This window comes from Marinococcus halophilus, from assembly GCF_900166605.1.
Classification (GTDB): Bacteria; Bacillota; Bacilli; order Bacillales; family Marinococcaceae; genus Marinococcus; species Marinococcus halophilus.
This window is the reverse complement of the sequence record NZ_FVZD01000005.1, coordinates 208,726-223,455: the sequence shown is the minus strand read 5'-3', so window position 1 is coordinate 223,455 and position 14,730 is coordinate 208,726. Positions and strand designations below refer to the sequence as shown.

15 protein-coding genes are annotated in these 14,730 nt (G+C 48.4%); 8 read left to right on the top strand and 7 right to left on the bottom strand.

Features of this window, described 5'->3' with window-relative positions:
* Positions 1-10 precede the first annotated feature (10 nt).
* Positions 11-709, bottom strand: a complete 699-nt coding sequence (locus B5066_RS03545) for a TVP38/TMEM64 family protein (RefSeq protein ID WP_079474581.1) — start codon at positions 707-709, stop codon at positions 11-13.
* A 205-nt stretch (positions 710-914) separates the two neighbouring features.
* Here B5066_RS03545 and B5066_RS03540 point away from each other — a divergent pair, with 205 nt between their 5' ends.
* From B5066_RS03540 to B5066_RS03530, 3 genes are all read left to right on the top strand, one after another.
* A complete protein-coding gene (locus tag B5066_RS03540) occupies positions 915-2,123 on the top strand; it encodes a multidrug effflux MFS transporter (RefSeq protein ID WP_079474580.1) in 1,209 nt (402 codons plus the stop codon).
* Positions 2,124-2,332: 209 nt separating this feature from the next.
* Positions 2,333-4,045, top strand: coding sequence for a bifunctional metallophosphatase/5'-nucleotidase (locus tag B5066_RS03535; RefSeq protein WP_079474579.1), 1,713 nt, complete (start codon positions 2,333-2,335; stop codon positions 4,043-4,045).
* A gap of 123 nt (positions 4,046-4,168) precedes the next feature.
* Positions 4,169-5,137: a S8 family peptidase gene (locus B5066_RS03530; RefSeq protein WP_079474578.1), complete on the top strand. Its 969-nt coding sequence runs from the start codon at positions 4,169-4,171 to the stop codon at positions 5,135-5,137.
* Positions 5,138-5,198: 61 nt separating this feature from the next.
* On the opposite strand, the gene B5066_RS03525 is transcribed toward B5066_RS03530, so the two are convergent.
* The 3 genes from B5066_RS03525 to B5066_RS03520 form a co-directional block, all read right to left on the bottom strand.
* Positions 5,199-5,918, bottom strand: a complete 720-nt coding sequence (locus tag B5066_RS03525) for a Na-translocating system protein MpsC family protein (protein WP_079474577.1) — start codon at positions 5,916-5,918, stop codon at positions 5,199-5,201.
* Between the two features lie 277 nt (positions 5,919-6,195).
* A complete protein-coding gene (locus B5066_RS16660; RefSeq protein WP_158219090.1) occupies positions 6,196-6,360 on the bottom strand; it encodes a hypothetical protein in 165 nt (54 codons plus the stop codon).
* A 97-nt stretch (positions 6,361-6,457) separates the two neighbouring features.
* Positions 6,458-6,787 carry a hypothetical protein gene (locus tag B5066_RS03520; RefSeq protein WP_079474576.1) on the bottom strand — a complete coding sequence of 110 codons (330 nt, stop codon included), beginning with the start codon at positions 6,785-6,787 and terminating at the stop codon, positions 6,458-6,460.
* A gap of 233 nt (positions 6,788-7,020) precedes the next feature.
* Here B5066_RS03520 and B5066_RS03515 point away from each other — a divergent pair, with 233 nt between their 5' ends.
* Positions 7,021-8,217 (top strand): DUF418 domain-containing protein, encoded by a 1,197-nt coding sequence (locus B5066_RS03515; protein ID WP_079474575.1) that lies wholly within the window; start codon positions 7,021-7,023, stop codon positions 8,215-8,217.
* Between the two features lie 33 nt (positions 8,218-8,250).
* On the opposite strand, the gene B5066_RS03510 is transcribed toward B5066_RS03515, so the two are convergent.
* On the bottom strand, positions 8,251-8,439 hold the full coding sequence (locus B5066_RS03510) for a hypothetical protein (RefSeq protein WP_079474574.1): 189 nt from the start codon (positions 8,437-8,439) through the stop codon (positions 8,251-8,253).
* Between the two features lie 18 nt (positions 8,440-8,457).
* Complete coding sequence (locus tag B5066_RS03505; RefSeq protein ID WP_079474573.1) at positions 8,458-8,700, bottom strand: hypothetical protein; 243 nt, start codon at positions 8,698-8,700, stop codon at positions 8,458-8,460.
* A gap of 118 nt (positions 8,701-8,818) precedes the next feature.
* On the opposite strand from B5066_RS03505, the gene B5066_RS03500 reads away from it, so the two are divergent.
* From B5066_RS03500 to B5066_RS03485, 4 genes are all read left to right on the top strand, one after another.
* On the top strand, positions 8,819-9,592 hold the full coding sequence (locus B5066_RS03500; protein WP_079474572.1) for an ABC transporter ATP-binding protein: 774 nt from the start codon (positions 8,819-8,821) through the stop codon (positions 9,590-9,592).
* Positions 9,589-11,250: a putative ABC transporter permease subunit gene (locus B5066_RS03495; protein WP_079474571.1), complete on the top strand. Its 1,662-nt coding sequence runs from the start codon at positions 9,589-9,591 to the stop codon at positions 11,248-11,250. Before B5066_RS03500 ends, B5066_RS03495 begins: the two co-directional genes overlap by 4 nt.
* Before the next feature lie 143 nt (positions 11,251-11,393).
* The gene (locus B5066_RS03490) at positions 11,394-12,275 is read left to right on the top strand and encodes a TetR/AcrR family transcriptional regulator (RefSeq protein ID WP_079474570.1); all 882 of its coding nucleotides are present in this window, start codon (positions 11,394-11,396) and stop codon (positions 12,273-12,275) included.
* The gene (locus tag B5066_RS03485; RefSeq protein WP_079474569.1) at positions 12,272-13,747 is read left to right on the top strand and encodes an MDR family MFS transporter; all 1,476 of its coding nucleotides are present in this window, start codon (positions 12,272-12,274) and stop codon (positions 13,745-13,747) included. The genes B5066_RS03490 and B5066_RS03485 overlap by 4 nt, the downstream gene beginning before the upstream one ends.
* A 46-nt stretch (positions 13,748-13,793) precedes the next feature.
* Here B5066_RS03485 and B5066_RS03480 read toward each other — a convergent pair whose 3' ends face one another.
* Positions 13,794-14,663, bottom strand: a complete 870-nt coding sequence (locus tag B5066_RS03480; RefSeq protein WP_079474568.1) for an NAD(P)-dependent oxidoreductase — start codon at positions 14,661-14,663, stop codon at positions 13,794-13,796.
* Positions 14,664-14,730 lie beyond the last annotated feature (67 nt).

The window sequence follows — 14,730 nt, the reverse complement described above, 5'->3', positions numbered from 1 at the left end:
CCGGTGGTGTTCATACCGGCGGCTGCAGCTGTTTGGTTTCTTCTTTCAATTCTTCTGTATCAAATTTGTTTTCTACGTTCTGTTTAAGCACAAAGCCGAGCACAGCTATTACCACTGCCACCACACCCAGAATAATCATTTTCAATGGCTCGAAGGAAAGAATGCTCGAGCCAAAAAAGCCCAGCAGCACAGCCCTAGGTATAGTACCGATCACGGTGGCGCCAAGGTATTGCCTCCACCCAACATCCAGACGAGCACTGAGAGAGGTCAATAAATCATAATGAAGCACCGGAATGAGCCGGAGCATTAATAAAAATTTGAACCCGTGATCCTCGAGCTCTTCTTTGATTTTGTCCAGTTCCTCCATGTTTTTATCACCTAAGTCTAAATCGCCCGCCTTACGACGCTTCGTGAAAAAAGAAACGGTGGCGCCCAGCACGGCTCCAAGAAAAATGAGGACAGCTCCCAGCCAGTGTCCGAACAAAAACCCGGCGGCCACGGCGATCACTGGGAGAGGAATCAGCAGGTACGGCCGGATTACAAATAACAGCAGCAGGACGACAGGGCCAAAAAACCCGATGCTTTCCATCCATCCTTTTACATCTTCAGGGTTGAGATGCAGATAAAAGCGGGAAAGCATTAGAAGTAGAATAGCGGCACCGACCGTAATTGTCAGCCTCAGAGCATAGTGTTTTAATTTTGCTTTCATAACGCCTTCCTCCTAAGTATCTATCTTTATTATAACGGAGAAGCGAGGCATTACGCCTTATTTCCCCAAAAATTATACCTGTAAAAGCATTTTATTTTTATGATATGAGCAAAAAACTTTCCATCTTTTCTTTTTTTAGGTAAGCTGAACCAGATTTGAGCATTTTCATCTATTTCATTTTCAGCTAGAAAGGCGGCTTACATATATGAACCAATTAACCGGCTTCAAGCGGGCCCGCTTTGTTGTCCTGCTCGGAGCACTTGCAGCACTGATTCCTTTAACTATTGATATGTACCTTCCCGCCCTTCCTGATATTACCGCTTCCTATGAAACCAGTGCTTCCGTCGTACAGCTGAGTTTAACGGCCTGTCTGCTCGGGCTCGGTGTTGGCCAGCTCGTCGCTGGGGCTCTCAGTGATGTGTATGGCAGGCGCCGGCCGCTCATTATAGCACTAATCGTTTATATTGCAGCGTCAGCTGCCTGCATTTTTGCGCCGAACATTTTCATTCTGATCGCCGGACGTTTTATACAGGGCTTTGCGGCTTCAGCCGGACTCGTTATTTCCCGGGCAATTGTCCGGGATGTCAGCAGTGGAGCTGAACTCACAAAGCTGTTTGCCCTGTTGATGCTTGTCAACAACCTTGTGCCGCTGCTCGCCCCTTCTATAGGGAGTGGAGTGCTCCTTTTCACCAGCTGGCCCGGTATCTTTTTAACGCTTTCTGTACTTGGCACTATTCTGCTCCTGATCACAGCGTTCCGGTTAGGTGAGACCCTTCCTGTAGACGACCGCGTGCCAAGCAATCTGGGGACTACCTTCAGCAATTTTGTATCTCTTCTTAAAGACCGGCAGTTTTCAGGATACGCTCTCTCCCAGGGGTTTATGATCGGCGGTATTTTTGCCTACGTGGCCGGTACCCCGTTTATCTATCAAAATATATACGGCGTGTCTCCGCAGGTGTTCAGTATTCTGTTTGGATTAAACGGGCTCGGCCTTCTTCTGGGCACGTTTATGGTCGGCCGTTTTGCCTCTGTTATCTCTGAAAAGATATTTCTTGAATCCGGACTTGTGATGGCCTTTATCGCCGGTCTGGCTTTGCTTGTGGTCGTTATTTTTGAAGGGCCGCTCTGGGGCATTGTGCTCCCTATTCTGTTTTTTGTTACCTCTATCGGCTTTGTCGCTACTTCTTCGTTTTCCCTTGCGATGGAAACCCAGAGCCATGTCGCTGGCAGCGCTTCGGCACTTTTAGGCCTTCTGCCATTTGTGCTTGGTGCCGTTACGGCCCCAATGGTGGGCATTGCTGGCGAAGATACCGCCGTTCCCATGGGGCTGACCATCTTTCTAATGAGTGCCCTGGCTCTCGCAACCTACGTATTCATGGCTAAACGCGGAGGACCGGCAGAAAAGCCGGCTTAATAATCTAAAAGAATCGCGACTTTGGATGCAAAAAAATAGCGGAGGCAGACGCAAATTTTTCCAAAGACTGTAGTATTAGTCTGCCGAAACCTGGGTATATCCTCTGCCTTTTCCCCTCTGTTTACAAGCAGTAATTCCTGCTTATTGGCAAAAGATCAAAATTTTCTTACATTTTAATCGGTGCTTTTATACATATCAGGGGGGATTACATGAACAACTCATATTTACGGTGGGGAATTGCCGCCGGCGCTTCTGCTGCTTTTGTGCTGCCTGCAGCTAATGCCGGCGCAGCCGGGGGAGAAACGGAAGTCACAGTCATTCACGCCAATGACATTCATTCATCCATTGAGGATATGGGAAAGCTTGCCGGCTATATTGATGAGAAAAAAGCAGAATCAGATCACGTCGTGTTTGTCAGTCCCGGAGATATTTTTAGCGGTGACCCTGTAGTTGATTTGCAGGACGGCGCTCCTATGGTCGACTTAATGAACGATGTCGGACTTGAAACGATGACGATCGGCAACCATGAATTTGATTACGGTCAGGAAGTCTTCGCCCGGAATGAAGCAGACAGTGATTTCACCTGGATTAGTGCCAATACCTCAGTTGAAGACAGCTCCATTCCTATTGAAGAGCCCGCCGCCTATGACGAAATTAACGTTAACGGCATCGACATTGCCCTTCTTGGATTGACCCAGGCGCCGCCTGGTACAGCGCCTGATGGCATCGAAGGACTTAGCTTTGACAACAACTATGCAGGGGTGGCAGAGTCGTACGAAACCCTTGGAGAAAACGCAGACCTATTTATTGCTCTCACCCACATAGGCTATAGCGAGGATGAGCAGCTCGCAGAGGACGTGGACTTTTTTGATGCCATTATTGGCGGTCATACGCACACTGTTCTTGAAGAGCCAGCTGTCGTAAATGGCACCCCTATTGCCCAAGCAGGTTCAAGCCTCGATTTTATTGGAGAAATGACCTTCACCCTGGATGATGAAACCGGAGAAGTAACAAATACTGAAGGACAGCTGCATGATATCGAGAGCATAGAAGCGATGAATGAAGACGTTCAGGCGAAGGCGGATGATTATATAGCAGAAGCCGATGAACTGCTGGGAGAAGTCATCGGGGAAACAAATACCGGCCTGTCTAGAGACAGCCGCTATGAGGAAGACGCCCCTCTTGGTAACTTCTGGACCGACTCCATGCGCTATACTACGGATACAGACGTGGCTGTTTATAACAACGGTGGCCTACGGGCTGGCATCGAGCCTGGTGAAATTACTGCAAGAGATATTTATTCCATTGAACCGTTTGGAAATAATATCGTTGAAATGAATATGACGGGGGAAGCTCTTGAGGATGTAATTGAACAGTCCTACAATCGCAGCGAGCAGGTGGACCTGCAGACGTCCGGGCTGAACTACACTATTTACACCACTGAAGACGGAACATTTAACGGAGCCGGGCTCACTATTGACGGGGAGCCGGTAGAAAGCACAGAAACCTACTCGGTCGCTCTGCCAAATTTCCTCGCGGACGGCGGGGACGGCTATAATTTCGAAGGAGAAATTATCCAACCTGACGCCGGGCTTGTGACCAACAGTATGATCACCTATGCTGAATTCTTAATGGAAACAGAAGGCGCCGTGGATTATGAAACAGAGGGACGGATCGCCCTTGAAGTCGGGGAACCGGCCATTGAAGAACCGGAAGCCCCCGTTGAGAATGTAACAAAAGAATGTATTATCGATGAAGTTCATGAACTAGTGCCAAACGGCAATCCAAATAAAAATGACTCCGGCTTTAACCGCGGCCAGCTGATTTCTATACTCCAAAAGTATAAGAACGGGAAAGACGTAGAAGTCCCTGCTGCAGCAGAGCCGGCAAAGGAATGCATTGACCAGGCTCAGGCGGAGTAACAACGCAACAAGATGCAGGACCGGGTCCCCCCGGTCCTGTTTTTTTCAGTGGTTTACTTTTCCCTTCGATCATGCCTTTTTATACCAGGTAACGCTATTACAGCCTAATAAGGAGGCATTATTATGAGTTATGTATCTTTAGTTCCGTTCCGGAAAGAAAGCGGTGTTTCTGCAACATCTTACGTGCCAGCTGGGGTGGAAATGATCGAAGCACCATCGCAATGGAAAGAAACGTCTCAGGGAACGGGCAATATTATCGCAGTTATTGATACCGGCTGTCAGACGGATCATCCAGATTTGCAGCATCAAATTGTCGGCGGACGTAATTTCACCAGTGACTACTACGGGGCCCCATCCATGATTGAAGACAACAACGGCCACGGCACCCATGTGGCCGGCACCATCGCCGCTGCAGGCAACGGCCTCGGTATAGCCGGGGTTGCACCAAAAGCCAGGCTGCTGATTTTAAAAGCACTGAACGGAGCCGGGAGCGGAAGCATGCAGGGAATTATTGAGGCTGTCCGCTACGCGGTCTCCTGGCGCGGCAGCAACGAAGAACAGGTTCGCGTGATCAGTATGTCTCTTGGCGGTCCACAGGACGTGCCTGAGCTTCATGAGGCCATCAAAGAAGCAGTTGCAGCCGATATCGCTGTTGTCTGCGCCGCTGGAAATGAAGGAGACGGGGACGCAGGTACCGAAGAGTTCGCATATCCAGGTGCTTATAATGAAGTCATTCAGGTTGGGGCGGTAAACTTTTCCACCAAGTTGACTCCGTTCACAAATACCAATGACGAAATTGACCTGGTGGCCCCGGGAGCTTCAATTCTTTCGACTTATACAGGAAGCTCTTACGCCAGGCTAAGTGGTACGTCCATGGCAGCCCCCCACGTTTCCGGCGCCCTTGCTCTTGTAACTAACTGGGCCGAATCAGGGTTTGGCCGGCGTATTTCTGAGCCGGAGATGTATGCACAGCTGCTTCGCCGCACTGTTCCTCTCGGTTATCCACTTAGCGCAGAGGGCAGCGGTCTGCTGAAGCTAGGCATTGTCGAACGTCTAGCTCAGACAATCCAAAGCGAAGTCGCCGTCCGCTAACCCTGCGGGTGTATAAAAAAGCCAGGCCGGGTATCGGTCTGGCTTTTACATATTCATAGAGCTATTCCACCGCCGGCACAGGGTCTGTAACAAATACGACCACACTCGTATCGTTATAAAAATCCCAGTCGACGAAAATATCACGGACCTTCGTACCGAACAGGCTGTCAAAGCGCATCTCATTTAACAGCTGCTTTTCCAGGTGGCGTTTTGCTGTTTTTAAGGTTGCCCCGTGGCCCAGATTGATTAATTCTTTTTCAATCAAAATTAAAATACCTGTCCGGACAGCTATCAATGTTCGTTCGTTAACCTGATACATTGCAATATCGTCAGGAATTTTTTCTGTTTTAGCACTGACATCATTTACTTTTCTTTTAATATTTTCTTCATACTCCAGTTTCTTTTTCTCTTTTTTGGTTTTGAGTTCTTGGGAATTCAGGGCAGTAATCATCCCTGAGCGGTTTTCAATATTCCAGTCAAAGTAAAATTCCCATCCCTCTATATCCACGGTTCTGGAAAGGTAGTGCTTCACTTCCGGAAGAATCTGCTCCATCATAGTCTCACGGAGTTCTTCCACCGCTTCCTGGTTTCTTTGGCCCATAATCACTTCCTCCATAGGAGAAAGAAATTTACGAATATGCATCACGATACAATGAGGATCAATACTGACGTAGACCGATTCAGGCCCCTTCCCAAAGTGATCCCGCAATAATTTTCCGAGGTAGCTTCCCAACTGCTTCTGTTGTTCTTTGAGATCTTCACTTGAGTGATTTTCAGCCATCCCTGCTCCTCCTCTTAATATCTCCCTATTAAATTTAAAGGCCCTGATTAAGCCCCTATGTATTTGTTTTAAAAATAAAGGCCTACCTCCCCGGGAAGGTCGGCCGTTGTGCCTACAAATACCACCTTAATAAATGATATTCTATAGTTACATTCCCACCCCGGCGCTTCGTTCAATCATTTAATTTCAATAATCTGCGTTTAACTTGCTTTATTGTTAAATGAAACCCACATAAAAAAACCGGAAACTTTTTCAAGTCCCGGTTCTTTTTCTGTATTCATCTCATACTCCGTACATCAAAGCGGTTCCTCCGTTCATTTGCAAGCAGCCGGTGAATGCTTTCCTGCTGGGTGCGGACGTGCGCGGCCCGCTGGGTTTTTATCGTAAAAATCATGGCGGAAAAAATAACTCCAATCAGCAGTCCGATCAAAAAAGCAAACATGATAACCCCTCCCAAATAGTGGTAAAATGTGAAAATTACCATAACAAGGACGTAGAGGCAGCAGTCTTAGAGGCGGATTCCCTTTATGTACGAATTTCTATATTTTTGGTTCGTAGAATTCTACGCGCAGGCCCTCAAGCGTGAGTTCTTCCGGATTCCATTCTCCTTCTTCAAGCAGGCCTTCCCGGGTAAAGACGAGGGAATCCTGGTCCTGAAAATCTTCCAGCTCCCAGTAAAGCACCCGCTGTTCTTCCTGGTAGATCTCAAGATACGCGGCGTTTGAATGCTCCTTTGCGTGCCCTTTAAATAAGCCAAAGGGAAAGCTTTTTTTGGACCTTTCTTCCATCTTACTAAACTTGAACTTATGCGTTTCATCAATTGTGCCATGCATTTCGTCTTCAAGAATGTTAATTTCTATTGTTCTCAATATATCTCTCCTTTTCTAAACGTGTTTCGGGAGGCGTGCGCATCGGTATATGATAAAGCGCTCCTGTATTTTTATATTCTCTATCAATGTAGAGAAATGACATATTTGCCGTACTTTCTTACTACCCTTATTTTTCTTCCAGTAATCTTTCTTTCAGGAATTACCGCAACCTTTGCTTCATCTGTGCGTAGTTTTGGTATACTGTATCCAGTTCCTAAGAAGGGGGCACTCATATGCCGCAGGCAACTGCTTTAACAGAACGTATACATACGATCGACATGCTCCGTGGTTTTGCCCTGCTCGGCATTATACTGGCAAACATGGCTGCGTTTAAAGCGCTGGGCTTCAGCCAGTACGCAGACATGGTAAACACCAGCCTCACAGAGACTACAGCAGCCGATCAGGCTGTCAATACGCTGCTGGATTTTTTTGTCATTGGAAAGTTTTATCCCTTGTTTTCTTTTTTATTTGGTCTCGGATTTTATATGTTTTACCAGCGTCTGACGGAAAAAAACTTTTCTGCTGACCGTATTTTTCAGCGCCGGCTTCTTTTTTTGCTGTTTATTGGAACGATTCATCTCGTATTTTTGTGGTCGGGGGATATTCTCCATTTATACGCGGTGACCGGCTTCTTTTTGCTTATGTTTACTTACAGAAGCAGTAAAGCAGTTTTAACTTGGGCGCTCGGGCTTATCTTTGCTTCGGGATTCTTTATGACGCTCCTTCTGACTGCTGCTTCTGCAGGAACCGCCTCTATGAGCCCGGAGCCCGCTGAACGGTCTGTTGCTTCGGGTATTTCCGCCATGAAAGACGGATCCTACATTGATATTTTAACTTACCGGCTGAGTAATGAAGTCATATTCGTTTTACTGCAGCTTCCGTTTTCTGTGCCATTTATTCTCGGGCTGTTTCTGCTCGGTTTTTATTTCGGGCGCCGGAATATGTTCACAGAGGCGGCAGCCCATTTGAGAACATGGAAGCGTCTCTTTATACACAGCCTGTGGCTGGGACTCATTTTAAATGCTGTCGTTACAGCTCTTAAACAGGAATGGATAACCCTCCCCGGCGGAATAAGTGCCGGCCTTGGAGACGGCTTGAATTACATTGCCGGGCCGGTGCTGACCCTGTGGTACGTTTCTTCTTTTGTACTGGCCGCAAAAAGTCAGAGTCTTCGCCATTTTCTTCTTCCTTTCGCCTCTATGGGCAGGCTTGCTTTAACAAACTACCTGATGCAGACAATTATCGCTGTACTTTTATTTCATGGATATGGACTGGGACTGTTTGGAGAGGTTTCTGTTACCGGAGGGTTTATTACCGCGCTGGTTATTTATATTGTTCAGCTCGCCGGCAGCCATTGGTATATGAAAAAATTTTCCCAGGGGCCAATAGAATACCTGTGGCGCAAATGGACCTATGCCCGAACAGCGTAAATCAAAAAGGCAGCTGTTTTAGTTCAGCTGCCTTCATTGCTCCGGTTCTTTCATAATGTTTTTGTTCCACCAGTCTGCTGCCTGCTTGCGAAACACGAGCAGCGTGCATCCAAACAGGCATAAAATCGCAGGAATCCAGTTTGGCACACCGGCTAAAATAAATAAAAACACGCCAATGCCATTAATAAGCGTTGCCAGATTCATCACTGTTTTCGGTTTCAATGCGTCTCCCCCGTTTGGCTATGTTAATTTTTCCGTTGGATAAAACTCAATTTCCCGGCTTTCCCCCGGTTCGAGGTATTCTTCGCAAAAATGATCTACAATGTCTCTTAAGGAATCGGAATCTGATGCAGCGTAGCGCTCCTTTAAATAGCTGTTCACTTTTTCCTTCTGTTTCCGGTGCGCTTTTGGCACCATCAAAAAGCCAATCATTTCACCGTCCGATGTGCGGTCCAATCTATCCGCCAGTTCTCCATAGGTCATTTCAGCTCTCCGCCCCCTTATGCACTTTATTTTTATCATTTCCATTATTTTCTACATCGTTTATGATGAACATAACTATTCGTATGCCCACAGCATATCATATAAAGGAGTGCCCGACATGCCCGATTCTCCCGCGGTAGAAGCAAAACAACTGACAAAACGCTTTAAGGAGGCGACCGCTGTACACCCGTTGAATTTCGAAGTTCATGCTCATGAAATATTCGGTTTTCTCGGGCCAAACGGAGCCGGTAAAACAACGACCATGCGGATGCTCGCCGGCCTGCTCGAACCAAGCGGCGGGGACGGGTGTATTCATGGCAAATCGATTAAAAGTCAGCCACTCGAAGCGAAGCAGCAGCTTGCCTACCTGCCTGATAAACCAGATATCTATCCAAAGCTCACCGGGTGGGAATTTCTTCAGTTTATTGCTTCTGTATTTAAACTCGATAAAAACGTATGGATAGAACATGCCCGGAGCCTGCTGCAACGATTCGATTTAACAGAAAGCGCCGGAAGGTTGATGGAAACGTATTCACACGGCATGAAACAGAAAATGGCTTTAACCGGGGCCCTGATTCATCAACCGTCCGTTATTTTTCTCGATGAGCCGACAGTTGGCCTCGATCCAAAAAGCTCCCGTGACCTCCGGACTATTCTGCGCGAGACAGCAGCAGACGGTACTGCTGTTTTTTTCTCTACTCATATGCTGGACGTTGCTGATCAGCTCTGTGACCGGGTCGGAATCATTCATGAGGGAAGACTTTTGCAGACCGGCACGCCTTACGCCCTTAAACAGGAGCACGCCAGTTATGCTGAAGCCACCCTTGAAGATGTCTTCCTGCGCATGACAGCACAAAAGGTCTCTCAAGGCTCTGAAGGAGAAATTCCGTGATAAAGACGCTCTGGTATTATCAGAAAACCACCATGCGCCACCAATACGAGGCTCTGCCGTCCGGGCGCAAAGTATTATACATTACTCTCATAGCCCTGGCCCTGTTTATTATGATTCCCTTTGGTCTTGGAGCGGCTGCGGCCGGGAATGTTTTTTCCCCGGAAAGCTTACGTGCAGTTATCGTTTATTTGATGCTAAGCACACTTGCTGTCATCACCTTTGTGACTATGCCGCGTACCTTTCAATTGTTGTTTGGGTCAAAGGACATAGAGTTTTTATTTACGCTTCCTGTTCCTTCGAGGCATCTTTTTGCCATGCAGTTTTTCACCGGATGGGCCGGTTTCCCTCTGCTTTCATTTTTGTTATTAACCGGACTGTGCATTATTATTGGAGCTGTTTCCGGCGCTCATGTTCTCTTTTACCCGGCCGCTGCTCTGCTTTTCTTTGGCCTTTCTGTTTTGGGCGCAGGTCTCTCGTTTCTATTGAATCTGTTTCTTGTATATATTCTGCCGGCCCACCGCGCCCAGCAGCTGACTACTATCATCAGCTTCATATCTGCAGCTCTGTTTATCCTGGCCTCGCAGACGCCAAATATCGTCATGCAAAACGACAGCACCTCTCTTACTATTGAAGAAGCGCCTGAGTGGCTGCCTACGCAGCCGGTGGCTGCAGCTCTTTTTGCTTCTTTTCAAGGGGAAGGCTCAGGAGTCGTTTACACAGCCGCCTGCCTGGGGGCTTTAGCTGTCGCAAGCCTCGGGGTCCTCTGGTTTGCCGAGAAGCACTACATGTCTTCCTGGCAGCGGGCAACCGAGCCTGTGAAAAACAAAATCAAATCCACCCGTCCCGGGGAAGCCCGTTCTGTGCCCTATGCCATTGCCTTTAAAGAGTGGCGGGCTGTGCAGAGAAATCCTAAAGAGTGGACCACCTGCTTTACATTTGCTCTCATTCTGATTTTAATGTTTATCAATTTTTTTAGCAGCGGCTCAGCGCTTGCTTCGCCCTGGGCAAATCCCGCCTCTGCCTGGAGCAGTGTGCACGTTATGCTCGGCCCTGCCATTTTACTGGGCCTGCAGCAGTTTGCCGCTGCCGCGTTTGGCAGAGAAGGTGAGTCCCGCTGGATGCTTCGGGTTCTTCCCGTCACTCCCCGGCAGATTGTCCTCGGGAAGTTTCTGGCTCACTGGATTATGACAGGAATGACGCTCGCAGGCTTAGAGCTGCTGGCCTTTCTCGTCTTCGGATGGAACATTATATTATTTTTCGCCGGACTAGTACTGACGCTTTCCCTCACAGCTGTCGCTGCAGCTTCGGGTATCTGGGCTGGCGCTTCCGGAGGCACATATGATGAGAAAAACCCGCAAAAGCGAGTGCGGTTTGATACTGGCGTCATTTCCTTTTTTCTTAACATGCTGTATCTTCTTCTTTTCTTTATACCTGCCTGGATGCTTTTAAGCGCTGGCCTTTCCCTGCAGGCCAAATGGAGTGGTCCCGAACCAGCTTTTCTTCCTTTATGGAACACTGCCCCCTGGCAATGGATCACTCTGCTTGGAGCCGGAGGAATTCTTTCTGCCTCAGGACTTGCGCTGCTGCTCGTATATTTACATCTGCGGCATGGTACAAAAGAGCTCACCGAACGTGGTGTCGATTATTTAGATGCATAAATCTGCCGCTTTGCCGGCAGGTTTTTTTATTTAAAACCTCCAAGCTCATTACTTGATTCCTCGCATAGCAAATGCTACGATACTCTTTGTGACTAAACGTTCACTAAAAGTAACCAATCAGTCAAAAGGGGGCCGAACATTGCATGACAGAGCGCAAGGACGAACTTTTGGACGCAGCTCTGCAGCTGTTTGTGCAGCAGGGATTTCACTCCACTTCCATTCAGCACATTACAGCGGCCTGCGGTATATCTAAAGGCGGTTTTTACAAGCATTTCGACTCTAAGGAAGCGATGCTTTTGGAACTGCTGCGTAAAGTGCACGAAAACATGCTCCATGAGGCCGAAAATTATCAGGGAAAGCAGCATGAACCTGAACTCAAGCGGCTTGAAGGCAAAATACGCATCGAGCTGGAAAAATTCACGGAGTACCGTCCACTTTTTCAGATGCTCTTTACAGAATTTCCTCCCCATACGGAAAACAAAATTTCCAACTACTTAAACCGTATGCGCCGCTTTTTTCAGGAATGGCATGAACAATCGCTTTTAGAAGCTTTTGGCCCCCGGGTGCGTCCTTATGTCAGCGATTTGGCTGTCATCCTCGAAGGCATCATGCACTCCTATTTAACACTCATGACCTGGCATGCTCCCACCCTTCCGCTGAATCAATTATCTGCCTTTATTGTCGAGAGGCTTCACTCCATCGTAAAAGATGACAGTGATTTACAGGCCCAGCTTCCCAGAGGGTGGGCCGGTGGAGATGAACCCGTACAGGGCATGGAAAGTATTCGCTGCGAAGCCGAGGCACTGCTCTTATTTGTAAAATCCCGTTATTCGCAGGGTGATTTGCCTGAAAAAACGCTCCAGACGACCGACATGCTTCACAAGGAATTCAAAGCGGATATACCACGGGAATTCTTGATCGACGCCTTACTACACCAACTGCAGCACCACGCGGTTCTCCATACACATACGCAGAAGCTAAGTGTAAAATGGAGCGCATGGAAAGGAGAGAAACACGTATTATGAGTTCTTCATCTTGGGATATCCCCACCGGGCAAAAAGCAGCTATGATTACGGCTCTGCTGCTCGGCGCCTTCATGGGAATTATCAATGAAACACTGCTTGCCACTGCCCTCCCTTCAATTCAGGACGCTCTCGGAGTCACCCAGGGGACCGTCCAGTGGCTGACCACAGCCTTCTTAATGACAAATGGCATTATGATTCCGATTTCCGCCTTTTTAATCGAACGCTTTACCACCAGAGGTTTATTTTTAACCGCTATCAGCCTTTTCGGGGTTGGTACTGCCATCGCCGCCATCGCCCCGTCGTTTCCGGTGCTTCTCTTCGGACGCGTCATTCAGGCTTCGGGTTCAGGCATTATGCTTCCGCTTTTAATGACGGTGCTTTTGGCCATCATTCCAGTGGAACGCCGAGGCACAGCGATGGGCATGATCGGAATTGTTATTTCGTTCGGGCCCGCTATTGGGCCAACGCTCTCTGGCTTTCTTCTTGAGCACTTTCCTTGGAGGGCCTTGTTTATTACCGTGCTTCCAATCGTCGCGCTGACAATTATTACAGGTGCCATCTTTTTGAAAAATGTAACCGAACTGGGCAGCCCGAAGATTGATGTGTTATCCATCATTCTTTCTTCATTTGGCTTTGGTTCCTTTTTATACGGCTTCGGCACGGCTTCAGAAAGTGGATGGAGCAGCCCAACCGTTCTCACCGCCGTGATCGTCGGTGCCTTGATTATCGGATTGTTTATCTGGCGCCAATTTACGTTAAAGTCGCCGATGCTCGAATTCCGCGTGTTTCAATTTAAAATATTCAGCCTCGCCATTGGAATCACGATGGCCGTGTTGATTTCATTAATAGGAGCAGAAACGCTTCTGCCGCTGTTCATGCAGAACGTTTTAGGCTTTACGCCGCTTGAATCAGGCTTAATGCTGCTGCCGGGAGCGATTGTGATTGGGATCATGTCGCCGATTACCGGTCGCCTGTTTGACGCCTTCGGGGCAAAGTGGCTTGCCATCACTGGCCTTTCCATTGTCACTATTACTACTTTTATGTTTACAAATCTTTCCCTGGAAACGTCGTTTACGTATTTAACCATCGTGTATGCCATCCGTATGTTCGGGCTCGCCTGCGCTTTGATGCCGGTAATGACCTCGGCGTTAAACCAGCTGCCGATGAGATGGTATGCCCACGGTTCAGCTATGGCGAATACGTTGCAGCAAATTTCAGCTTCTATCGGCACGGCTCTTTTGGTTACATTTGTAGCCTTAGGCGCCCAGCAATACCAGCCTGACGCCTCGACCTCCGCAGAAGCGGCTCCCCAGCTCGCGCAGGTAGCAGGATTTGAATGGGCCTTTATGGGAAGCACGGCTCTTGCCTTTGTAGCTCTGGTACTTTCTCTTTTCTTAAGCTCTCCAAAAAGAGAAAAGGAAATGACCCGGGCCGCAAACGAAGAACAGCAGAGCAACGCCCCGGCCAAATAGTAAAAAACCCCGGCAGACCTAATAAAAAGGACTGTCGGGGTTTTTTTTATTCGCTTCCTTTAGACAGCAGCTGATATACTGCCGCAAAGTCTTCATCGCCCATGCCATACTGCTTTGCCAGCGCATAAGCCTCCCGCACCGAGCCGGTGACGGGCAGAGAAATGCCAGCCTGGTAGGCTGATTCCTCAAGCAGGTGTAAATCCTTATAGGCATGCTTCAATGGAAACTGAGTTTCATAGCTGCCGCTCAAAAGCATGTCCCGCTTTCCGGCTACGGCAGGTGCTGTCGTCGGCACCTGGAGCAGCACATCAAGCGCCTGCTCCTTGTCGAGCCCGAGCCCTTCCGCTGCGTGCAGTCCTTCCGATAAACTGGTCATCGCATGCATCAGCGTTAAATTCACGGACATTTTCATCGCGGACCCGCTCCCGGTGCCTCCCATATAGTGGACATTTTTGCCCATAATTTCGAGAAGCGGCTGTACCTTTTGTACATCCTCCTCACGGCCGCCGGCAAGAAACACCAGCTCGCCCTTTTCAGCGGGGCCTTTAGATCCGGATACCGGCGCATCCACCAGGCGCATTTCTTTCATTTTTGCAGTTTTGGCCATCTGCCGGGTAAATCCGGGGTTAACTGTGCTCATATCCACCCATATTTTCCGGCTCGTTTCGCCGGCAAACAGACCGTCAACGCTATTTGCGATTTCCTCTACTGCTTCAGGGTTCGACAGCATGGTGAATACGACATCCACCTTGGAAACCAGCTCTCTCGGCGTTTCCCTCCATCCAGCTCCTGCATCGAGCAGGTGCTGTGCCTTCTGCTTGGTACGGTTGTAAATCGTAACCTTCTCCCCGGCATCCATTAAATTTTTTGCCATGTTTGAGCCCATAATTCCTGTTCCAATAAACCCAACTCTCACACTACTTCATCCTTTCTACGCACGCTTCTATTTGAGTGTTCCCTATCCGCCATCTGGCAAACGTCTG

What these genes read in the sequence shown, in the direction of transcription:
- B5066_RS03530 (WP_079474578.1), top strand. Translation starts at nt 4,169, where the DNA reads ATGAGTTATGTATCTTTAGTTCCGTTCCGGAAAGAAAGCGGTGTTTCT.
- B5066_RS03535 (WP_079474579.1), top strand. Translation starts at nt 2,333, where the DNA reads ATGAACAACTCATATTTACGGTGGGGAATTGCCGCCGGCGCTTCTGCT.
- B5066_RS03515 (WP_079474575.1), top strand. Translation starts at nt 7,021, where the DNA reads ATGCCGCAGGCAACTGCTTTAACAGAACGTATACATACGATCGACATG.
- B5066_RS03500 (WP_079474572.1), top strand. Translation starts at nt 8,819, where the DNA reads ATGCCCGATTCTCCCGCGGTAGAAGCAAAACAACTGACAAAACGCTTT.
- B5066_RS03525 (WP_079474577.1), bottom strand. Translation starts at nt 5,918, where the DNA reads ATGGCTGAAAATCACTCAAGTGAAGATCTCAAAGAACAACAGAAGCAG.
- B5066_RS03540 (WP_079474580.1), top strand. Translation starts at nt 915, where the DNA reads ATGAACCAATTAACCGGCTTCAAGCGGGCCCGCTTTGTTGTCCTGCTC.
- B5066_RS03545 (WP_079474581.1), bottom strand. Translation starts at nt 709, where the DNA reads ATGAAAGCAAAATTAAAACACTATGCTCTGAGGCTGACAATTACGGTC.
- B5066_RS03485 (WP_079474569.1), top strand. Translation starts at nt 12,272, where the DNA reads ATGAGTTCTTCATCTTGGGATATCCCCACCGGGCAAAAAGCAGCTATG.
- B5066_RS16660 (WP_158219090.1), bottom strand. Translation starts at nt 6,360, where the DNA reads ATGTTTGCTTTTTTGATCGGACTGCTGATTGGAGTTATTTTTTCCGCC.
- B5066_RS03505 (WP_079474573.1), bottom strand. Translation starts at nt 8,700, where the DNA reads ATGACCTATGGAGAACTGGCGGATAGATTGGACCGCACATCGGACGGT.
- B5066_RS03490 (WP_079474570.1), top strand. Translation starts at nt 11,394, where the DNA reads ATGACAGAGCGCAAGGACGAACTTTTGGACGCAGCTCTGCAGCTGTTT.